This window comes from Mesorhizobium sp. M2A.F.Ca.ET.046.03.2.1, from assembly GCF_003952425.1.
Lineage (GTDB): Bacteria > Pseudomonadota > Alphaproteobacteria > Rhizobiales > Rhizobiaceae > Mesorhizobium.
On the sequence record NZ_CP034449.1, the window covers coordinates 532,134 to 553,972 of the forward strand.

Below are 21,839 nucleotides of genomic sequence, written 5' to 3' on the forward strand. Positions count from 1 at the left end.
CGGAGGTTCGCCTTATGGCCAGAAGCATTTATCAACGCGTCACCGAGACGCTGTTGGCGCAGATCGACGGCGCCAATCCCGAAGAATGGACCTGTCCCTGGCACCGCACGGGCGGGCTTCCGAAAAACGGAAAGACCGGCTTCAAATATCGCGGGATCAACATCCTCGGCCTTTGGTGCGCCGCCCGACGGTTCGGCTTTGCCGACGCACGTTGGGCTACCTACCGCCAATGGCAGGCGCTCGGCGCTCAGGTTCGACGTGGGGAAAAGGGCAGTTTCGTTCACTTCTTCCGCGACGCGGATAACTCGAAAGACAGAGCCGAGAGCCGCGATCAGTCCGCGCAGACGCATCGCCGCTACATCATGCGGACATCTGTTGTCTTCAACGCTGACCAAGTTGACGGGCTAACTCGCGAGCCTTCCCCGAACCCACCCGTAACCTTGTCGACCGACACCTTTGATGAGTTTATGGCGGCAACGGGCGCCGCCCTACGCTTTGGCGGCAACGAAGCGTTCTACTGCCCGGTTCGGGACGAAATTCACCTACCGCCCCTAAACTGCTTCAAGACCCCAGAAGGCTATACGGCAACGGTAGGCCACGAGCTTTTGCACTGGACCGGCGCCAAGTCCAGACTATCGCGCGATCTCTCCGCTCGATACGGCGAATTGGGTTATGCCGCCGAGGAGCTCGTCGCCGAAATCGGCTCGGCGTTCCTACTCGCTGGGCTTGGCTTGGCCAATACGCCTCATCCCAACCATGCGCGCTACGTCGCGAGCTGGCTGCCGCTCCTCCAAAAAGATCCGCGCGCGATCTTCACTGCCGCCACACAAGCTTCACGCGCAACTGACTGGCTTTTCGACATCACGTCCCAACGGACCGGCGTGTCCGCGATCGCTTCGCGTTAGCAGCAAGACGAACAATCGATCGATGAATCGCTGACCTAGCCCAGGAGCCCGCCATGCGTTTCATTCCCTGCCAACTTGCCTCCCAGGCTCGAGTTCTCCCAGTCGGCGAGGACTGGATCTTCGAGCCGAAATTCGACGGCTATCGCTGTCAGCTCGTGGTCTGGGACGGCAAACTGCGGCTCTTCACCCGCAACGGCCTCGATTGGACAGAGCGCTTCGGCCGCTCTCTTCCGGAACGCGTCTGCGAGACGCTCGACTGCGCTCTGGATGGCGAAATCTGTGCGCTCGATCAAAACGGTCGGCCCGATTTTGGGCTGCTTTGCAAGGCTCTTTCCGACCGAAGCGTGCCGCTCACTTACTTTGCGTTCGATCTGCTTGCCTCTTCGGGCGAAAGCGTCACCCCCCTATCGTTGCACGCCAGGAAAAAACGTCTCGCCCAAGTCATCTCCTCACTGGGCATTGAGAGCGTCAAGCTCGTCGCGCACACCGGAGATGGCAACGCACTGGCCGAAGTGCTGAAGAGCGCGGGCTGGGAAGGCGTGATGGCGAAGGATCGAAACTCGCCATACCAGCCGGGTGCTCGATCGCCGGCGTGGCGGAAGATCAAATTCACACGGCGTCAGGAGTTCATCGTCGCCGGATGGCGACCAGATAGGAAAACCGGCGTGGTCAAATCCATCGTGGTTGCGACCATGGACAATGGCGCCCTTACGCTACGAGGTAGCGTGGGCACCGGCTTTTCTGTTCGCCAACGAAGTGAGCTAGCTGAATTCTTCTCAAAATCGAGCACATTCGGCTTGCCATCGTCTCTCCCTCCTGTGGAGGGCGACATCCGGCTCTTGCCCCCGAAACTCGTCGCCGAAGTCGAGTTTCTCGAACTGAGCTCGGGTGGTTGCGTGCGCGGCGCGAGCTTTATCGGCTTGCGCGAGGATAAAGCGGCTGCGGACGTGCAGCATGAGACGATTTCCTGCGACCAATCTTACAAAATCGCTCAGCCCCAGGCCGCATAGCGAATGTGAATCGGCTGATTCAAAGTCTATTATTATTCCCGGATGAAGACGTACGTAGAACTACGACGATCCAAGACGAACTCCCCAAGACGAACTCCCCAAGACGAACTCCCCAAGACGAACTCCCCAAGACGAACTCCCAAAACCAAAATCCAATGATGACACCTAAGGCGGAATAGGTTCCCCTACTCCAACCAAACCTAGGGCCTCCACCTATCTGAGGCTCGGCGGTCCAATTTCCCATCGATGTTTTACCCTCTAGCGGGTCTCCAGAAATTGCTGCCCCCCTTCATTGAATCTCCCTGTGTCACTGACAGGAGTTCATATGGAAACGGCACCATCTCTCACCAACATCGAACCTACCTTCGGCAGCACCGACCGAGCCCGCACCGTCTTCGAAAGACCGCTTATTCATCCACCGCTGATCCCCGACTTTGTCCGCCGGGCCAAGCAGGTCTTCGTCTCCACGGACAACCGCTTCGGCGCCGCCGCCCGGCTCCTGAGCGCCTTGTGGCGGGAAGAGCAAAAGCTCCCAATCGGCGCATTCATTGTCGGCACCAAGGGCGATACCCGAAGGATCAGGCTCGGATCCCGAATATCCCCTGCGGCGGCCCGGGCCGGTGCCAACTTCATGACCAGCGACGTCATGGCCCTTGCCAAGGCGGAGCTCCTGTTTCGTGAACCGGGCTCCGTCTGGGACGAAGAGCGGCTCTGGACGAACCTGCTCAGTTCCCAGGCGCTGACGGTCAATCTCTGGGCGCCCATGGCGTTCGACCTCACCCTGGCCAGCGCCGTCTGGAAAAGTCTGCTCCCCGACTTCGTCCAGACCGTCACCCGCATCCGCTTTGAACACAGCCCAGGCCGCTTCCAGGAAAACTACTTTGGCGATGGCACGGCCTTCGATGTTGTGGCGGAAGTTGTCACACCGGAAGGGGAAATCGCCTTCGTCGCGACAGAGATGAAATATGTCGAAGAAATGCTCGCTCCCGCAGCCCGCCACCGAGAGCGGTACGACGAGACTACCCGCGCATCCGGGCTCTACCACGATCCCGAGGATCCGCTGCTTCGGCGCCCTGGGTTCGAACAGCTTCGTCGCGAACATGTTATGGCTCAGCTTATGGTCGACCACGGCCTGGCCGCACGAGGCAAGTTCATCACAATCGCGCCTCGTCTGAACCGACGCGCAATCGCGTCGAGCACGATGTACGCCGCCGAGCTCCAGGACGCCTTAGGCAAAACCCAGCACGACGACGGACGCGAGCGCGTGGGTTTCGAAGCCTTCACGCTCGAGGCCATCATTCGCGCAATCGCGGACGCGGGTGAAGGGGAGTACGCCTCGCTGCTTTGGGCACGGTACTGCGATTTTCATCGCGTCGTCCGGCACGTGATGGAGACGATCGTAACTACCCCGGCAGGGAAAGCATTCGACCAAACCAACCTAGATGCGCAGGTCGAAGCCTGACCCGTTCATTCCAGCGCTGAGACCAAATGCAGCCCGCGCAGTGGTACATCCACCCCGCGGGCTGACCGCTTCAATCGCTACACCACTAGGCGTCTGATTGATGCTCAAACGGCTGTCAAAGCGCTACATTATGCAGCCGCTTCTTTCCTTCCTTCCCTGATCGATCTTCCCTCGATCGATCCCTCAATCCCTTCCCTCCCCTCAATCCGAGAACCACAAAGCCAGACCGCCAATGAAAAGATATATGAAATCTCCTCTGCACCGGCCCGATGACTCCAACCAGATGCAACGCGCCATCAAACGTCTGGTCAGCAACGGATACGGCGTGTCGAGGAAATCACCCCACCAACTGAAAGTCGGACCGTACAATTTCTACCCAGACAGGGGCACGATCACTCAAGATGGAGAGAAGCGGATCGAACTGAAGGGGATCGACCACTTCATCGCCCTGCTAGAAGAATGCAAGGCCGCAGTGGGGCTTAAGGTTCCAGGACGACATAAGGAAAGGAAGCCAACCTAACGATCGTTCTCGTGCCAGATGACTTACCCTTTTAGGAGCCGTCGTTTCGCCTCAACAACTCTGACGGCTCCACTCCCAGCACGTCGGCCAACCGGGCGAGGACATCGATGCTCGGGTTATAGACGCTGCGCTCCAGCGCGCTGATGTAAGTACGGTCAATGCCGGCCCGATGCGCCACCTCCTCCTGCGACAAGCCTTTGGCCTTCCGCAGAATCCGCAAGTTTCGGGCAAAAATCTCTCGAATTTCCATGGACTCGAGAGCAACGTCTTGAAGAGTATTTCACCACGGAGTATACTCTACAAAGTGCCTCGCTGCGTACGGTGATGCGCCCCGAACGAAGGAGTTATCCATGCAGGTAGCGACCCACCCAGCAGGCCTTCATCCCGACCTATCCAGCTAGCCATCATCCAGTTCGCGAGATGAAACCCCAAAGCCCTGCTGCGTCTGAACGAAATGCAAGCAACCTTCGCAACGCTCGGCCGAATCCTTGTTCAGTTTTTCAAACTGGCGAGTAGGAAAAGAAATGAAGGGTTATCGCTCTGCACCACTTGGCAGAAAGGCGCGGCTTGCTTCAGTCTCATCGAAACTCGGAAATTCAACCAGCCCTGCGGCCGCGACGTCCGCTGCGCAAAGGCTTAGGCGGCTCTTCGTCCGGTGCCGGCTGTCGCAGCAATTCGGCCAGACTTACGCCAAGGACTGTGGCCAGTCGGTCCATCAAGTCGAGCGACGGATTTTCGGTCTGGCGCTCGATACCACCCAAATAGGCTCGGTCGACCTGAGTGTCTGCCGCCAGCCGGTCCTGGGACAAGCCTTGATCCACTCGAATCCGTCGCAAATTCCAAGCCAGAAGCGCCCTTCCCTTCATGGCAGCAAAGACGCAGCTTGCCGCAATTCAAACCAGTGGCTATAGCCATCCTATTTCTTTTTCCAACATGCTAAGAGGCAGACCATGCGACTTGCCCGAGGCCACTTTCGCGCTGCTTCAACAGCAGTCGTCCGAAGCGTCGTCACAATGATCATCTGCGCTGGCTTAGTGGGTGCAGTGATGCTCGTTTTGAAGCCCGGCGCGGCTTTGTCTCTAAGAGACCTGATCACAGTCTCCGATGCCCAACCGTTGTCCCCTTCCGCTGAAGTGGCGCAGAGCGACGAAAACGAAGAAGAAGAGAACCAAGTCGTGCCGGGTGTTTCACCAATCTTCATGGAGAAGCTCTCGGCGATCACCGAAAGCTCCTCCACCCCGGATCAAAAACTCGCGGAAATCACCGCCCTCGTACAATCCTATGGCTGGCCTTCAACCCCTCCGGCCATACAACAAGTTGTAAACGCGGCGCGGGATAAGATCTTCGTGGAGAAGGCAAACGCGGCTGAAGGCGAAGGCGCCACAACCACGGGCCCAGATATACCAACAGCTACCTCAGCGCCCGTATCGGAACGAGAAGCCGAACAGGCCGGTATATTCTTTCAATTTTCCCTACGGTTCTACGTCGCAAAATATTGCGCCGACCATGACGCGTTCTTCACATCGGATGAAGTCGACCGATTGCAAGCCACGTTAAAGGAAACATTCGCGACGATGGATTTGTCGCAACAACGAAAAGACGAGATTTGGAAAACGATCCAGGAACGCGCACCCGCGCAGCTATCCGACATGACCGAAGGGGAATGCGCGACCGAGAAACGTGCCTACGCACTTCTGTGGCCCCAGGTGTTCGGTCCGTCCGACCCGGTCCAGAACCCGTTCTAACAACGCGACCCCGCTCGGCCGACACGTTCATACGACACATAGAACCTTCATCCTCAGTCCTGAAGACGCCTTCTGTTCCAAGCTGACTGCGGCCAACCCGTGACCCATTGCTGCGCAGCGCAACGTCACTCCTCTCTCGCGTATCGCGACCCGCAGAGCTGACGCGATCCCGAGCGAGAGCGCTGTAAGGCTGAGTCAGGTAAACTTCCTAACCCATTGAACGAACACCGTTCTACTCCGCAACCGCGCGGCTGAAACGCCGTCTGTTGCGCGCGGGCGGACCATGTCTGAACCACAGTTCCTGACCAGCGAGATCGCCATGAAAATCAGCGCAACCTATTCCCCTGAAGACCACAAGCTTCGCCTCTATCCTTCAGCTCGCCTGGACAGCGAGACCTACCAACGCGTCAAGGAGGCCGGCTTCGTCTGGGCGCCAAAGCAGGAACTATTCGTCGCCCCGAAGTGGTCGCCAAGCCGCGACGACTTGGCCATCGAACTGGGCGGTGAGATCGAAGCTGAAGAAATGACCCTTGCGGAACGAGCCCAGGCGAAGGCCCATCGCCTTGACGAACTTGCCGGCCGGCGCCACCGCGAGGCCAATGCCTTTCAGCGCGCGGCGCAGGATCTCTCCGAAGCATTCGCGTTTGGTCAGCCTATCCTGGTCGGCCACCATTCGGAACGGAAAGCACGGAAAACCCGGGAGCGCATGCAATCGGCCATGACCAACGCCAACAAGGCCGCAAAGCTCGCAAACTACTGGCTCTATCGGGCCGAAGGCGTCCAACTTCATGCGAACTACAAAAACGACCCCCGCGTGCGCGCCAACCGCATAAGAACGCTGCTTGCCGAACTTCGCGATATGCAGCGCGAGATCAACCACGCCCACCTTTGCCTCGCGGCTTGGGAAAAGATCACCCAGGACGAGACCATCAAAATCGCGGTCGGCCGCAGCCTCCCGACAGGCCCACTGGCGCTTTGGGACATGTGGGGCAAGGTCGAACGTGGCGATATCTCGGCACAGGACGCGCGGCTACACTGCATCGACGCCGCGACAGGATCGATCTCCAGCGACAAGCGCCGCCGCTACATCGAACACACCCTCAACCGCTTGAGCTACGAACGAGAACTGCTCGGGCCAGTTCGTCGATACGACGGTGACCTCACTCCGGTCATCCTACAGGCCTTCGCCCGCGAGCATGGCGCACACAAACCCCAGGCACGCGCGGTCGACGCTGAAACCTTCATGCTCGAAAGCGAAGCCACCCTCCCCCTCCACCTCGCCAACGACACGAAGCTTTCATTGTCCGCCGAACAATGGCGCGATCTCATGCAGTCCGCCGGCTACGAGGTCCCTCGGGAGAAGGATGCCCTGCCGCCAATTTTGAACCTCAAGACAAAGGTACTCCGCTCGTGGCATCGTTATCACCGCGACCAGGTACAAACCTTCCGCGTGGTCGAAATGACCAAATCAAAATATGCCCAGTTTCATCTTGAACAGCGTGGATGTCGGCTGTCCTTTTGCGGCGGCTTTCGCTTCCGCATCTGCATCGACCCCAACCATGAACCACGCCACCTGGCGCCCTTCGTGGCAGTCTTCTTCACAGACGCAAAGGCCCACCCAATGCCCGACAGCGTCGCCACGCTCGAAAACTTGGATGGCGCACAATGAAGCGCGCCGTCTACACCCGCCCCGACAAGCCGATGCGGATCTCCGTCAAGCGCCGTGACAGCTATGGCAAGCTCGAACCCATCCGGATCAACGAGCCCGTCATCGTCGACAAGCTCACTGAGTGCCATGTCACACCCGACGACGTGGCCTCCCGCATGGTCGCTTACCTTGGCCCGCAGGGCGACTACCTGACGCTGGAACCCAGTGCCGGTACCGGACAACTCACCAAGGCTTTACTGGCCTCCGGTCACAGTCGATACGAACTCACGCAGGTCGAACGACACACCAGGCTGGCGAGCGGACTTCATCAATTCGGCCCAGTCATCAACCGGTGCTTTCTTGAGTGGGCTGCCGAGGTTACAGGGCGCGTCGAATACCCGCGCATCATAATGAACCCGCCCTTCAGCGAGGTCCGCAAACACGTCGCGGCCGCACTACCATTGCTCGGACGCGGCGGTCATGACCTACCCGCGGTCCTGGTAGCGTTGGTGCCGATCACCTTCGCACATTCCGACGCGGAAACGCTTGAGGTCCTCCCGGCCGACACTTTCGCAACGGCCAAGGTGAACACCAAAATCATCAGGATCACCAAACCAAATTAACACGTCCCTTCTCCCCTATCGGCACGTTGGTGACAGTGCGCTCGCACTCCACGCGATCGCGCTATCGCCGCCTCCGCCATAGAACCGCAACTGGGCTTCTGACGGAAACCATCCATGAAATTCCGAGTCTATCACGGCTACGACGAGAGCCGGCACGGCAGCGCGTCCATCGTCCGAGCCACGCAAGTCGAAATCGACCAGTACTTCTGGGACAACGCCTTCGGCCATGGCCAGCATCTGGGTGCGGCGGCCATGGAGGAGTTCAAGGCGCTCTTCGACGGAGACTTGTCGGCGGCGATGGCGAGCTGTTGTCCCTACACGTCCTGGGCCATAGACCACGATGTGGTCGAAATGGCGCCAACCGTTCCCAAGGATGCAGTCGAAGCGGCGCGGGCCGCTGTCGAGGCGCTGGCTTTTGCGCGTGACTGCCTGAAGGTAGCTGGAGCCCTGCGCGCCGCGAACAAGACACGTCTTGCCCTCTCGTCCGCAAAAGGCGCGGCCCGCCACGCTAAGAACAAGTCATACGACCAGGCCAGCCATTTCGGCCAACTGGCAGCCAAGCACGACGCCGCGATGGCTGCAGCACGGACGGCTCGGGAACGCGATTGGCACAACCTCAAGGCACAGGGCAAAATCTGATGGTCGACTCTTCAAGGCAAGCATGGGTTGACGCAGTCGCAGCTGGCGAAACCACTGACAGCTTCGTGGATTGGTGGGCGGCGCGCGAACGCGAAGCATTGGCCGATGATGACGACGGCCCGGACCATGATCGAGTTCTCATTTCGCATCGGCGTCACGACGCGCGCCTACTTACGAAATCGAATTCCAGGCCGAAAGCCTGGAGAAGGCCAAGGAGTATGCCGCGACCATAATTCCTATAGAATATTTTAGCTTCCGTGCGGACGCTCGAAATGATCCTTCATTCGCGACGGACACGAAATAGGCGAGCGCAGAGCAGTGGAGCTTCTTCTCAACCTCCGTAGCCATGGCGATAATCCTAACGTCTACCCGAAATGAACTAGAGAATAACTCTCTCGATGCTGACGTTTCTCAATATTTTGAGGCCACTATTTTGAACTGATTCCCAATCTTGATTGTTCGCACGAATCCCTTTTGCGAACTTTGATCGTAAATGATCAGCGGCAAGTCAGCTTTCGGCATCCTAGTCCGTCCCGTCTCAACCGCAACAGAGACGGGCACTGCAGGAAACACATTTATTGAGGCATCTTCTCCGTGGTGCGCCTTGATGCGATCTAGGAGTCGCCGAAGGTGCGTCTTGTAGATCGCCAGATCTTCTGGCCGACGCATGATGTCATTGTGAGGCTCGTCGGCAGTGATTGACCAGATCGCGGTGTTTGCCCCCAAGACCGACCGGATTCGCTGATCATCGATCGTCGCGCTGATCGCTAGCTTCAACGCAACCGGAACATCCTTTGGGCCCGAGTGTTCGCCAACCTTGAAGTTTATCGCCGGCTGGTGCAGTAGCCATTTCCAACCGGACGGTTCGCGGTATTTCTGGTGAACGGTCACAGGCATGATATCGCCCAAAAGCGTGCCCAGTTCGATGAGAAGCGGCTGGGGGGCAAGCGCGAATACGCTGAGCTGCAAAATATCCTTTTGTTCGATCCGTTCCTTGACCTTCCGCGCAAACTGGCGACGCAGATGCTCGCTCTGCATTTCCCAGAAGGATGGCTCGTCATCCTTGACCTCCGAGTTAAGTTCGATGTCGATGGTCCGCCGCTCGGCAGGATGCCTGTCAGGCGGCATAGCAGCGAAGATTGCCTTGGTTGATACCAGCGAATCCATTTGCCCAATCGTGGCCGCGAAGCGAAGTACGTGCGCGGCTCGGTCTGCATCCATGTCCGTGACCATCTCGATCCGAGATTCATGCTCGCGCTTCATCGCTATGAGCACATTCTCGGGGTAATCGTCGACATGATCGACGTCGATCTCTTTGTGGTGGATGGGGCACATCAACATCAGGTTACTTATCTCGCTTGCGAGTTGTGGCGAGCGAATTTTGTCACCTCGGGGGCCGTTCTCGCTGTCAGCGACAATGTGGGCGACGAAGCCGAACTTGCCGTCCTCCTTGCCGGCAACAAGATCGCCGACGAGAAATTTGTTGCATCCGGAGAATTCACACCGGCCGGCCGCCAAAGCCCAAAGCTGGGTCTGCGTTTTGGCCGGAATATATGAACTAGACAATGTCGCGCTCCAATTTTGAAATTGCGGCCGCACCGGAGGTATTCGCCGGGCGAAGAGGAATGACGTTCTGCCCGTCGCCAAGCACGACTTGCAGACCTTGAGGAGCTTGCCGCTGACCGATAATGGCTAGGACAAATGCGTTCAAGTGATGTCGCGACATCAGGAAGGATTCCGCGAGCGAATGCAGGTCGATTGTAGAGGGGGTCGGCACGGGTTCCGGGTGGCTATGCCATGTCCCCACGAACAGCAGCCCCTTGGGATGCATCTCATCGATTTCTCTCTGTTCGGCCTTGCGATCGGGATGGTAGGTGAACCGAGTTCTGCAATCGGTTTTCCTGGGCCCCGTCGCGACCTCGATGATAACCTCTCTGTCGCTGAAGCGCGCGAAAAGGGAGCCGCCGGCCTCGGCTTGCCAAAATCGAAGCTGGCGATGACGTTCGATATGGGCAACTACGTCTTGCGTGAAGACGAGGTCTTGGCCGGAGCAGCCGATTGGATATCTCATCACGCCGCCAACGACCTGCCTTCAAGGTTCGAAGCCCACGGGCGATCATGGAGAAATCCGCCTTCTTTATGGCCCCCCATCAATTTGGCCCAAGCTGGCGACCACCTGCCGCCCATTTGCCGCAGATAACGCTCTCTTCCGATCCACAGACGATGGACTGACTGAGACGGCGGCTGCAACATAACATCGAGGGCTAGTTCAGCGATCACCGACACCGAACCCTGAAGTTCAATGGGTCCGTATGGCTGATAGACAGCTCCGCACGCAGGTTCCTGCCTCACGGTCGGGTAGGGAAATTCAGCAACCCTCAGGTGAGGCAACCCGGTGGCATCAAACCCGTCCCTGAAAGACCGCCCTCCTCTCATCACCGCGACCGCATGACCGGCACAGGCATGCGCTTCCGTCCAACCGTAGACGATAGGGACTGGCCGACCATTGGCCTTGCTCCAATCGTCGAGCATAGCTTCCGCTCCCCAATCGCCTACTGCCGATACGATTAGGTCCACGTTGACCAGATCTTTTGCGCTCAAGAGAACGTCTTCCATTCGACTCGCAATGGGCCGAGCTAACACGTGTGGCAGATCCTGATTTATTTTGGCTGCCAAAGATTCGGCCTTGGACTTTCCCAAATATTGCGCGCCCAGCGGGTGCCTGCTCAGATTGGACGGGTTGAGCACATCAGGGTCGACAAAAATGAACTTGCTGACGCCGGCCTGCGCCAAAGCTATGGCCACTGGCGCGCCAAGCGACCCGCAGCCGAAAACAACGACGGTCTTGTCCCGAATATCTCGGGCACGACTGTCCTGGTCGCGACCATGTATCCACGAATGGTCGAGCCGCTTCAGATCTGCACGAAGTATCACCTCCGAGCCGAAAAATCTCCGCGCCACAAGCCATTGCGGTGCCGTTCCGATGCGGAAACCGTCATAAATCGGATCACGGCCTCGAACTGTGCGCGGGCGTGGAACGATCAATCCGGCGATGGCTATGCCATTGTCGGTCTCCATGCCCAAGGAGACGGTGAGATTGCCTGAAGCGGAGGCTGCAGCCTTAACCAAGACATCCTCCGCGCCAACGGACTTGGCCAGTTCAAACATATCGCCAGCAGTCTTTGGAAAACGGCCCGGTGTCAGTGGATCACCTATCCAGATGAGCGCACCGACACCCATGCGAAGTTTCCGGACCCCGAGACAGCGGTTGCGGAGCCAAATTTGCAGATCGTCAGGGTTATCCGCGATGATCTGCCGAAGCGGGCCGTCCCAGACAGTAAGCAATCTCGAAGTCGGTGCTGGCTTGATCAGGCTAAGGATCGATTTCGGCCCACCGAGCACGCGGTTGTCCCAGTAAGACAAGACCTCCCTTTTGAACTCTTCCTCCGCACCGCCGTTCGCGACCAGGTCGGCGAGATCCACGACCATGTTCAACAAGGCGATGACGCCGCCGGCGGGGTCCTCCGGGTCGAATGTAGCCGTCTCGGGCACGAGGCAAAGAACGTTGTCCTTTTCCACGTGTGGCCAGTCTTCATCCTCGGGCAAATCGACAAGCCGCAGGCGGGCAGGTTGGAAGGGGAACGACGCCGGAACCATGATGTCGATTACCCGGGGCGCGCCGGCCGTTTCCAACTTAAGGCGCCACCCGCCTACCATGCCGACGCGAATGCGGCTTACATCTTCTCGCTGGAGCAGCGTGACGCCAGAGCAATTGGCATAAAGCCAGTCCTCGACCTCAAGCAGTGCCTTCCGATGACGATTCCGAAGCCAAGTGTGCGCCCTATGCGTTTCGTCCGCCACCCTCGAGCCTCACTGCCTTCTCCTTTGCCTGGGCCGCCGAGCCGACCAAGCCGGAGGTCAGGACGGTCGGGGCCGCAACGCCAAACGCCTTCTCGCCCGCCTTCTCGGCAATGGCGCGCCCAGCGCCACGTGCAACTGCATCGGTGATCTTGCGCCGGTCGAACTGCTTGGCTGCCTCGAAGAAGTCATGCCGAGCGGCCGTCAACCATTCGAAGAAAGCATCCTTGCGTTCCGGGTGCAGTGGCCACTTGTCAGCGAAATTTTCCAAGGGGTCGGTCGGGTTCGCGATCACCGCGTTGCCCTGGGCGTCCCATCGAATGTGGCGCTCCAAGTCGGTCAGGATCGAAACCAGCGCCCTTGCGATGGTATCCTCGCCTTGGTAGGCGTGGGCAGCCAGGGTGGTAATGATGATCGAAATGGGACGTTCTTCGTACCGGTCCGCAAACATCAAGTCCCGATGCCGCTTAAGGATCATGATTGCGGACTGCAGCGGCGTCTTGATCTTGTAGGTCGGCATCGCCTCGACTTCTGCCCGTGCCCGCTCTTCATTCAGGCTACGGGTTTTGAATTCCACAACCTTGGTGCGGAACCATTGCGCATATCCCTTGGGATTGGAACGCGGCCAATCCTCCGTGATTAGCTCGTAGGAATGGTGCTCGTTGTCGGTAATTGCGATGGCGGTATTGGCCCAGCGCGTATCCAGCCGTCTTTGCTCGAGCAGCAGCCGCATGCTGCTGCCGTTCGGAAGAGCGGGAACGATATCCATGTGAAACTGCGCACCGTCGGCGTATTGCAATTTCCAGCAACGGCGCCCTTCCTCAACAGGTTTGCTCATGCCCTGCGCCCGGGCATACGCCTTGACCTCGCTACCCAGCTTCGCTTTGAGCTGCCGCTGGCTTAGCGAGGACTTTCCCAACGCCTTGAATTCACAAACGGAGTCCACGTCATAGTCTTCAGCCTCACTTATCGGCTTGATCGCGGTCCCCAACTGGAATGACCCCTGCACGTAGACTTGAGGATCATATGTCAGCACCGTTGAGGTTGGCCGATGAAGCCAATCGCCAAAGGACTTGTAGCTGCGCTCGGCCGCCTCGTAGCGGCTGGGCGGGATCTCCAGCTCTTCAGCCAGTGCTTCAAGGTGCCGCTCAGCTTGTGGCGTGATCGAATCGGTAAAAGCGTCCATGACCCCTCCAAAGGGCGCTAGTTGCCTGACTGTCTGTTCCCTTCCGTGCCCAATCTCACGGCCTCGGGAACTAGCTCGAATTTATGTATCCGCACGGGCGCTTCAAGGAGTTCCGGTCGCGTTTCCAACGAATATTTGCCGACGCGGTGTCGAATAGTTCTAGGCCATCAGGGAGCGATGGGGGACGCCCTCTGCTGCCGGCGTGCTTTACTGGTCCGAAGTTGGGATGCCTCAGGTAGTGAAGTTGATGCCTGACCGCGTCCTTGATGACGCGCTTCCTCTTGTCGGAGCACGAAAAAACGATGTCGTCTGCGTATCGTGTGAACCGCGTGTTCGATGCCTTCGCCAGTGCAGCGAGTTGCAGGTCTATGTCACGCACGACTAGGAGGTGGCAGCCATGATTTCGAACATCAGCAACGTGGCTTGACGTTTTTTTCTTTCGAGCGCAACTTGGAGTCGGCCTCCCGCACAGGCCAGTGTGCCCATCATGCAAAGCCTCGCAGTGCGCTGCGCTAAGTCAAAACCAGCCATTCCCTCCTGGGACGGGTTCATCAGCAGTGGGCACATGTTGGATCCGTTACCACGATAGGAATGGATCATGACCAATAGCGATCAACTGAAAGAACTGAAGACCGCGGCACGAAACATTGCCCGCGCCAAGCGCATCCATCACGTCGGCGCGCTTGATATGGTTGCACAAGCCTTGGGCTACTCGCACTGGAACGCCCTCACTAGCGCGGAAAGGAAGGGGTGGCGCCCGACCGTGGAACACCTGGCCATAGCGGGGGCTTTGGCCCTTACCGAAAACCCGTTGATTTCTATCGACACCGATCCCTGGAGCGCGCTGGGCCCTGACAAGTTCGAGGGCGAATTGCAGGGACACAAGTACCGAATAAGCACTCTATCGGATGATGTTCGCATGTGGGGTAGGGGTTGGGAGGTGATCTTACCAGAGGCTCCCTTAGCTGCCCCTCGCATTCGCGTCACCGATCGCCGGATCAAAGCGAACCCGATTGAGGACGCGAACTTCCGTAATGCTGCGATCGAGATCACCTCGGGTTGGCGCAAACTGGTCCATGCACGGATCGCCTCAGATTGGCCACGCCGCTCCACCGTCCCGGACGGTTCCGGCCGAACCGAGCACCCCTTGCGTCACGAAGTCAGCCACATTTGGTTTTGCTTACATTGCGACGGTTCGTCTACCGGAGTTGAGGTTGCCGCGAACCTGTTTCACTGCCCGCGATGCTTGGCGTCACCCCTTGACATCCACGCATCACGTTGGTGGCTTGGCGCCGAGTCGAAGTAGGCAATTCCAATGACGGCTCAGCCACTTTGGAGCTCTGGATCTAGCTGCGCGGCACATGCACCGCGCAGCTAGATCGCATCGGCGGACGCCTCAATTGGCGGTTGGGAGCGCCTTATTTGGCAGGTTGGCCAGTCGCTGGGCGGCCAGCGCGGCCTGTGTCCTCGACGCACTCTGAGCCGTAGTTTCGTAGATGAGGGCTAGTTCTGCTGTTCCATTGGCTGACGGCACTGGCCCCGCGCCGGAGTTGGCCGGCAGTATCACGGTGAGCGCTCTTAATTTACGACGGCGCAAGACTGTCCGGTTTGGGCCGCAAGCAGACTATCCGTAGCCCGGTCAGTGGTCTAGGAACGGAGGGGCAGGTTTGCGGCGCTAGCGAGCTCACTCTTGCCGTCCGACAGACTTGTCCGAGGGGAGGTGAAGCTCGTCGAAGAGGCCGTTCTCACCACTCGTGGCTGGCCATTTGCGCATCGGCTGTCAGTGGTCACCATTTGCCAGCAATTCCAGATTCTCCCGCACGTCGGCCCGAATGCGAATCGACGCAGCCGGCACAGCCGCAAGAAGGAGGCGCGCGGCATTCGCCAATGAGCGATCGCAAGCCGAGAGGATTACCTCGATCGGCGGCACATTGACGTTAGGTGCCGCCAGCCGGAAGCGACCCTCCCCTGCAAGATAAGACCACTTATCGAAGATCCAGGAAACCAGCGGCTCGGCCACTCCGCTTCGGAGCTTGGAGGCGCGGACATGAAAAAGCATCCATGCGCCCGCCCACCAAAAGAGAACGGGCTCACCAGTCGCGTCCCGCCGAAGCGAATCAACGGCCAGTGCGGCCCCCTGGCGATCCGTGCTGATTGTATTCAGCCTGCCAGCCATTCGCTCAAGAAGGGGGTGCAAGCAAGCAATTTCCGGTGAACCCAAGCCGGCTTGAATGACGGTGTCTACTGCGTCGAACGAGCCCGCAAGCGCCGCTGCGATCGCGAAACTTAGCAGCATATCCTCACCTCCACGCAAGAGCTCCGGATCCGCGTCGTTGTCTATGACCGCGAGGGGGACCAGACCACGCTCGGGATTTTGCAACTGCTGACCATGGTCGCGTCCGCCGCCAGCCGCCAGTATTGCGGCCATCGCCGCGTGATGACGCAGCAGCGGCACAAAGTCAGTCGCGTCGTGACTGACGATAGCCTTGCGACCGGCCGAAATAATCCGAGAAATTTCCGACGAAAGAATCGGTCCCTTGAGCAGAGCTCGCCGAAATTCCAGGTGGAATCCTGTCGGCCGAGTCAAAGCCTCGTCGGCGTCAGCAAGCATGTAGTAAGCAAAATCAATATCGCCCAGCGGATGTGACCGGATTGATTCCGGCGGGTCTAGGTTGCTGGCGCATCCAGGAGCGTAGCGAATGTCTTGAACTTCCGCCGGCACGCTATGGGTCAGTTCATTGAACACCCACAAAACCGCGTGCCTTATGACACGATGGCAATAGACTTCAGCGAGCGTTCCATCGGGGTTTATCGTCGGCAATTGCGCCAGTGCCTCGCGTAATTTCACAACGGCAACGTCAGCACGCCCGTCGCAAAACGCTGCATGCGCAGTATCGGCGAGCAAGCCGATCGCCATCGCGCGGACCGATGGTAGCTTCAGGTCCGAGGCCTCGGTCTGTGCCTTTTCAAACCAGTGCTCTGCCTCGGCCCAGTTGCCTAATTCAGCGGCGCTGATGCCTGCCTCCCTGGCTATATAGGCGCGCTCGATCGCGTCTTGGCCGCCCGCGCGCGCGGCAGTGGCGAGCAAGGGCAGCGCTGCGGAATGATCGCGCCGCCGCCAATGGATCTTCGCGCGCGCACGCACCAGCGCAATGTCGAACCCAAACCGCCTCTCCGCGTCCGAAAGACAAGCAAAGGCTCGCTCCGCGTCATCGCCGCTTTCATCGAGACAGATCGACTGGGCTATCGAGCATCGGATCGCGAGCGCGGGATTCTTCCATCGTATCGCGATATCCGCGCAGGCGCTGTACTGGCCGGCCGCCGCTTCCCAATCGAAACCTTCCGCACGCGACTCCTTCAGCCATGGATGCGTGACCAGGATCGACAGATCGCCGCGACCGGGCTGAAAGGACGAAAAAAGCCGTTCCCGAAGTGCGGCGGGCTCTTGATCCAGCCGCTCAAGCAATGCACGGAAAGCTGCAACAGTCGTTATGTTGCGCATCTGGCTGGCAAACAGGACGCCGGTCACGTGAGGGTTCCCGCCGCTCTGAGATTGGAAGCCTCGGCTGATCTCGGCCAAGCGGACATCGGTCTCAGCCAAACGGTCGAAGCGCAATAGAAGCTCGATCCAGGAGGGAAACAGCGCACCGGCACGCTCTTGCACCAACAGCTTTGATAGTATCGAGCCTTCGAACAAAACTTGTCCCTTGATATCAACTCGCTCGCGTTCAAGCGCCTCCCAGCATTGCTGTGCGCGTGCGACCGATCCGTAAGGCAGCAGGGACAGTAGCTGCGCAAACCGCATCATCACGGATGCGAAGAGATTGGCGGGGAATATCGGGATATCCGTCTGAAACGAACCAAGTTCGCCGAGAAAGGGAGCGACAAGCTCGAGCGTTTCAGCGTTGCAACGGATCACGCTATCAGCGAAGGCGACAACGAGCGCTGCCTCTTCGCTTTTTAGTGCATGGCGCATGGCTGTGCCGGCATCAATTACTGAAAGAGTTCTGCTGCTGATCAAGACGTCGGCGATGCACCGATGAATGGCCCGGCATTCTCCCGGAGCGAACACCTCCAATCCTGCCCCTTCAAGCAATGGCGATACGCGAAGTCGGTCTCCATACATTGGCTCGATCCAGGCGCCGACGAGCCGATCAAGTGCCAGACCTGTACGGCTAACGGGTGGGGCGACTTCACCAAGTGTCATAGCCAGTCCACGATTGAATGTGCCGCCAATCAGGCTGGTTCGAAAGAACAGCGATTGCGCATCGACCGGAATCGCCGCGACGAGCCGCTGCCGCATCGCGCGTCGTTCTGCACCCATTTCGGCTTGGAGACCCCCACCAAGCAGAGCCGCCACAGATGCTCGAGACCAAGTCGCCGCCGACAGGTGCAGAAGGATTGCCATCGTCAACTGCGGGTGGCCCAGAGATGCCGCACGATAAACGGGATCAGCATACTTGAGGTCTCCGCCAATCGAGCTGACCAAGGCTGACACCTCACCGTCGCTAAAATAGGGGACCTCAACAACAGGCGATTCTTGCGGGGATAGTAGGTGCTGCGTCGCTGGCGTCGGCGCTCGATACGTCGTCACTATCGCGGTCGCATCGCGACGGCGCAGGCTTGTCATCAGGCGAAGAAAAGCGTCGCGCACGGCCGGATGATCGATCTCATTCAAATCATCCAGAATGACATGCACCGGCGGGCGCGACGCCAACTCACCCAAGGCGACAGAGAGCCGAGAGGCCGTCTCCCCGGGGCCAAGGTCGCGAAAATCGACGATAACCCAATGGCCGTTGGTCGCTGAGGCGGCAAGCCTGGCCACAAGTGTTTTTCCAACGCCTGTCGCCGCAGTGGCAATTGCGATGCCCGTCCTGCAACGAACTGCATCAACTTTCGCCACCAATTCTTTGCGTGGCGCGACAAGGGCGGGCAAAGGCAGCTCGCTCGTCGAAACCAGCAAGGAGGTACGTGTGAAGGCGCCACCTGATCCGCTGAAGGCGGCAGCCAGTTGATCCACTGGCACTGACACCATAGATACGCTGTCAACCAGGCTAAGCAGATCGGCACGGCGCAATTGGCGAGAACTTTTGGACGTTGCAGTCTGCAAAAGCCGCTCGACCATTGCCGGCAAGAGGTTTTTAGCCACCTGGCTCGATAAGCGGCGCGCCGAGGCGGCAAATTCAATGAGGCCCGATTCGAGTTCCTCTCGAAGTTCCTCGAAGCTTGATGCACCGCAATGCCAGTGGATCCGAGCGAGCAGGTCTGATCGCAAAAGCTCGTCATTTCGCGCCAAGACATAAGCCTTGGTCGCGGGTTTCAAATCGAGAGCCTCGAGCAGATTGCGCAACGGCGCAACGTCGGCACCGGCGGCAGCTTGACGCCAGTAGTGCAGTGCAGATCGGTTGTCGACGCGCTGATCTTTGCGGCGCTCGAGGCCGATCTCAGCGGTGGTCAGATAATGGAGGGAAACAACACGTGTATGATTGCGCGCGACCATGTCGACAAAATTGTCGATTGCCGAGCGCACATCCGCTGACTGCAAAGTTATCTTGCCGCTAGCCGCGGTGTCCTTGACTTGGGTGCCGGCCAAGGCCTGACGTGTGATGACGGAATAATCCTCCGCGACCTCAAGATGAAGGAGTTCCCCGTCGGCCAAGCCTACCCAAGCAAGGCCTGACGCATAGAGCTGGTACCCATAGCCACGCAATGCATCGACGGCTTGGCGAGTGGGATCGCCATAAGGTGAGCCGAGACGCGGTCCGGAGTCAAAAACGTCCATTCTCGAACCCTAGAAGCTATATTCTCAATGCGCTGAAGACGCTGAAATTGACGCGTGGCCTCCTGACGACCACAGCTACCATACCAGATAGCCGGTACGCCCATATCCCCACAAGGAGCCGTGCGACAGTCTCCATCACCTGAACCTGATGCTCATTCCAAGGCAAATGACCAGATCCCGGAATGCCCCGTGCTAGGGATCGGATTCTATGGCAACTAGACGAGGAATTTCGAAACGAAGACGTCTCTCTGCCATCCAGGTTGGCAGAGTACTGTCGCTTGGCTACTGGCGATGGCTAGGACGAGGTTGTTCGCCACGATCCCCTCGAACGGCCCACGCGGTGCCGATAATGGAACAACGGCCTTGGCAGGGAGAGAGGCTGTCAAGCACCCACTCGCTTCGAGTCGTCATAAGGAACTAACTGATAGCTCGAAACTAGAGTGTCACCAACGCCCCAGGCTGCCCAAAAGTAAGTTCAATTTTCCTGTCTACTGTCTATAATCTCGTTGTTCAAAAATTGATTCCTGTGACCTGGATCTATGATCGAACAGCTTCGAGCCCCCAGAGGCGCTTATTTCTTCCGACGCCGCGCCAGGATAACAAACGAGGCGATTCGGACCCTTTTCGTTCAATTACAGCGCGAGACGGTGAACCCTTCCAGGCCCATCTTTCGGGTAGAGCGTGCAAAATTTGGCGATGCGCGCTATTCGGCGATCTGCTTTTCTTACGAACGCCCCGTATCGTTTCTCGAAGGCGGAGCGACGGACCGAGTTCATGGTTTCCTTCTACTTGTTGAAAAGGACGAGATAGTCGCGCTTTTCAAGTCGGCGCTGGATCTGACAGGCAGCTTCAGACGAGCCTATCTCGACCCTATCGGTCGATCGCGGGTCGAGCGAGCGATCGCGCGACACGACGCGGTCTTCGAGAGGCTCAGCCTGCGCAATATGACAACCTCGCGCTTCGCATTGCGATCGAAGACACTCGAGGCGCGCGACCTTGAAAATGCCATCGCGGCCTCTAGCGCATCGCGCTATATCCCCCAAGGGTATCGGGTTCGCCGTCCCGACGGGAGCTACTCGGCGACGCCGAGTACAGGAAGGATCGCAATTCGTGCGGACAAGGCGGATTACAGTGCGATCGTCGAATGGGCTTGCCAGATCATCGAACTTCTCAAGGATGACAATGGTGAGACATCTGCCTTCATCCGCAACTTCGCGCGCTTTGTAGATCTTTCACTAATTAGTGCCGACGTTTTCCCCACGTTTTTTGCAGTCGATACGATGGCGCTGGCTGACGCGATATTCGAGGCAGAGGAGCCTATCCGCTTAGTGCGGCAGGTCGGAGAGACATGGCAGCAGCTATCGAAATCAGAGATCGATGCGATTATCGCCGACCTCGATCAGCCGTTGGACATAGTGGTCGATGGTTCAAGCCTCGTTATATTCGACAAGGATCAGGCCATCGGCTCGCTGAAAATGGGCAAAACGCGCATCGCCCTTAGGCAGTTGGAAAGGCTGCCGATTGCCGACGTTTTTGTCGAAGATGCCGCGCTGGCGCTGGGCGCGGATCCAAATCGTGTGCTGCTGGCTCACCATCTCGACGCTGAGGATATGTTCACCATTCTCTTCAGCGATCTAACTTTGGCGTATGTCGATGGTTCGATGTTCCGAGATGACGCATTGGTCGGCGGCGGTACAGCCTTTATGCGCCATCTGCTTCCCATAAACGAGCTCGCGACCGCAACGAGCGAAAAAGGCGAATTTGCTGCGGGCCAGGGCGACTTCGCACAAGGATCCGTGTTCCGCGTCGTCGTCGACCATGTTGCGAGCGACGATGTGCTTATCTGCGACGATCTTGGCGATGAATGGGCCGACTTCATCGGTGTGTCGACTCAGACCGCACCTGCGATGATCAGCTTCTATCATGCGAAGCACGGTAGCCGCTCACTTAGCGCATCGATGTTTCACGATGCGATTGGCCAGGGGATTAAGAATCTCGGCCGTCTTACACTCGCTGGCGACATGATGGTCGCAAAATACGAGAGCTGGGAAGACGTCTATCGCAATGGCGGTGCCGAGACCGCTATAAGCCGATACATGCGAGGGGGCGATCGCGCCGATGTTGAAAGCAAGATTGGCGACGCCGCCGGCGCGCCGGACGTGCTGCGACGGGTATTCATCGTCACGTCCTCTCTAAGCCGCACGGACGTTGCAGAATGCTTTGCGCGCGCAGCTAACGGCCAGCCTCTGCGGCCCAACTTTGTGCAACTCTATTGGATTCTCACAGGCTTCTTTTCAGCATGCACTGAGATAGGAGCGATTGGCTACATCGTCTGTCAGCCGTAGAAGATCGAGCAATACGTGCGGCACTAGGATATCGATAAGAGCAAGACTGTGGTTGCGACACTCGAGGCGGCTGCCGTAGCCAGGTCTGAGATCCTCTTGGGGCCTAAGTTTTGGTT

Annotated in this window: 17 protein-coding genes; 10 read left to right on the forward strand and 7 right to left on the reverse strand. The window is 58.4% G+C overall.

Features of this window, described 5'->3' with window-relative positions; genetic code table 11:
• Window positions 1-14: 14 nt before the first annotated feature.
• The 4 genes from EJ072_RS02735 to EJ072_RS02750 all read left to right on the forward strand — a co-directional run bounded on the left by EJ072_RS02735 (window position 15) and on the right by EJ072_RS02750 (window position 3,897).
• On the forward strand, window positions 15-905 hold the full coding sequence (locus EJ072_RS02735) for a zincin-like metallopeptidase domain-containing protein (RefSeq protein WP_126078460.1): 891 nt from the start codon (window positions 15-17) through the stop codon (window positions 903-905).
• Between the two features lie 53 nt (window positions 906-958).
• A complete protein-coding gene (gene ligD, locus EJ072_RS02740) occupies window positions 959-1,915 on the forward strand; it encodes a non-homologous end-joining DNA ligase (protein WP_126078461.1) in 957 nt (318 codons plus the stop codon).
• A 325-nt stretch (window positions 1,916-2,240) separates the two neighbouring features.
• The gene (locus EJ072_RS02745) at window positions 2,241-3,377 is read left to right on the forward strand and encodes a hypothetical protein (protein WP_126078462.1); all 1,137 of its coding nucleotides are present in this window, start codon (window positions 2,241-2,243) and stop codon (window positions 3,375-3,377) included.
• Window positions 3,378-3,621: 244 nt separating this feature from the next.
• Window positions 3,622-3,897 (forward strand): hypothetical protein, encoded by a 276-nt coding sequence (locus tag EJ072_RS02750; protein WP_126078463.1) that lies wholly within the window; start codon window positions 3,622-3,624, stop codon window positions 3,895-3,897.
• 31 nt (window positions 3,898-3,928) lie between these two features.
• On the opposite strand, the gene EJ072_RS02755 is transcribed toward EJ072_RS02750, so the two are convergent.
• On the reverse strand, window positions 3,929-4,147 hold the full coding sequence (locus tag EJ072_RS02755) for a helix-turn-helix transcriptional regulator (RefSeq protein WP_126078464.1): 219 nt from the start codon (window positions 4,145-4,147) through the stop codon (window positions 3,929-3,931).
• Between the two features lie 346 nt (window positions 4,148-4,493).
• On the reverse strand, window positions 4,494-4,763 hold the full coding sequence (locus EJ072_RS02760; protein WP_126078465.1) for a helix-turn-helix transcriptional regulator: 270 nt from the start codon (window positions 4,761-4,763) through the stop codon (window positions 4,494-4,496).
• A 180-nt stretch (window positions 4,764-4,943) separates the two neighbouring features.
• Here EJ072_RS02760 and EJ072_RS02765 point away from each other — a divergent pair, with 180 nt between their 5' ends.
• The 4 genes from EJ072_RS02765 (at window position 4,944) to EJ072_RS02780 (ending at window position 8,552) form a co-directional block, all read left to right on the forward strand.
• Window positions 4,944-5,642 (forward strand): hypothetical protein, encoded by a 699-nt coding sequence (locus EJ072_RS02765; RefSeq protein WP_126078466.1) that lies wholly within the window; start codon window positions 4,944-4,946, stop codon window positions 5,640-5,642.
• Between the two features lie 283 nt (window positions 5,643-5,925).
• A complete protein-coding gene (locus EJ072_RS02770; protein ID WP_245467164.1) occupies window positions 5,926-7,311 on the forward strand; it encodes a DUF3560 domain-containing protein in 1,386 nt (461 codons plus the stop codon).
• Window positions 7,308-7,913, forward strand: a complete 606-nt coding sequence (locus EJ072_RS02775) for a methyltransferase type 11 (RefSeq protein ID WP_126078467.1) — start codon at window positions 7,308-7,310, stop codon at window positions 7,911-7,913. Before EJ072_RS02770 ends, EJ072_RS02775 begins: the two co-directional genes overlap by 4 nt.
• 114 nt (window positions 7,914-8,027) lie before the next feature.
• Window positions 8,028-8,552, forward strand: coding sequence for a hypothetical protein (locus EJ072_RS02780; protein WP_126078468.1), 525 nt, complete (start codon window positions 8,028-8,030; stop codon window positions 8,550-8,552).
• Window positions 8,553-8,963: 411 nt separating this feature from the next.
• Here the strand turns inward: EJ072_RS02780 and EJ072_RS02785 are convergent, their stop codons facing one another.
• The 4 genes from EJ072_RS02785 to EJ072_RS02800 are packed head-to-tail and all read right to left on the reverse strand — an operon-like array spanning window position 8,964 to window position 13,596.
• Window positions 8,964-10,118 carry an SAVED domain-containing protein gene (locus tag EJ072_RS02785; protein ID WP_126078469.1) on the reverse strand — a complete coding sequence of 385 codons (1,155 nt, stop codon included), beginning with the start codon at window positions 10,116-10,118 and terminating at the stop codon, window positions 8,964-8,966.
• Complete coding sequence (locus EJ072_RS02790; RefSeq protein WP_245467165.1) at window positions 10,111-10,623, reverse strand: Mov34/MPN/PAD-1 family protein; 513 nt, start codon at window positions 10,621-10,623, stop codon at window positions 10,111-10,113. The genes EJ072_RS02785 and EJ072_RS02790 overlap by 8 nt, the downstream gene beginning before the upstream one ends.
• Complete coding sequence (locus tag EJ072_RS02795; protein ID WP_126078471.1) at window positions 10,623-12,413, reverse strand: ThiF family adenylyltransferase; 1,791 nt, start codon at window positions 12,411-12,413, stop codon at window positions 10,623-10,625. The genes EJ072_RS02790 and EJ072_RS02795 overlap by 1 nt, the downstream gene beginning before the upstream one ends.
• On the reverse strand, window positions 12,394-13,596 hold the full coding sequence (locus tag EJ072_RS02800; protein WP_126078472.1) for a nucleotidyltransferase: 1,203 nt from the start codon (window positions 13,594-13,596) through the stop codon (window positions 12,394-12,396). Before EJ072_RS02800 ends, EJ072_RS02795 begins: the two co-directional genes overlap by 20 nt.
• A 598-nt stretch (window positions 13,597-14,194) precedes the next feature.
• On the opposite strand from EJ072_RS02800, the gene EJ072_RS02805 reads away from it, so the two are divergent.
• Window positions 14,195-14,902, forward strand: a complete 708-nt coding sequence (locus EJ072_RS02805) for a hypothetical protein (RefSeq protein WP_126078473.1) — start codon at window positions 14,195-14,197, stop codon at window positions 14,900-14,902.
• A gap of 474 nt (window positions 14,903-15,376) precedes the next feature.
• On the opposite strand, the gene EJ072_RS02810 is transcribed toward EJ072_RS02805, so the two are convergent.
• Window positions 15,377-19,378 (reverse strand): ATP-binding protein, encoded by a 4,002-nt coding sequence (locus EJ072_RS02810; protein WP_126078474.1) that lies wholly within the window; start codon window positions 19,376-19,378, stop codon window positions 15,377-15,379.
• A gap of 539 nt (window positions 19,379-19,917) precedes the next feature.
• Between EJ072_RS02810 and EJ072_RS02815 the strand changes: the two genes are divergently transcribed.
• Window positions 19,918-21,723, forward strand: a complete 1,806-nt coding sequence (locus tag EJ072_RS02815) for a hypothetical protein (protein WP_126078475.1) — start codon at window positions 19,918-19,920, stop codon at window positions 21,721-21,723.
• Window positions 21,724-21,839: the final 116 nt, after the last annotated feature.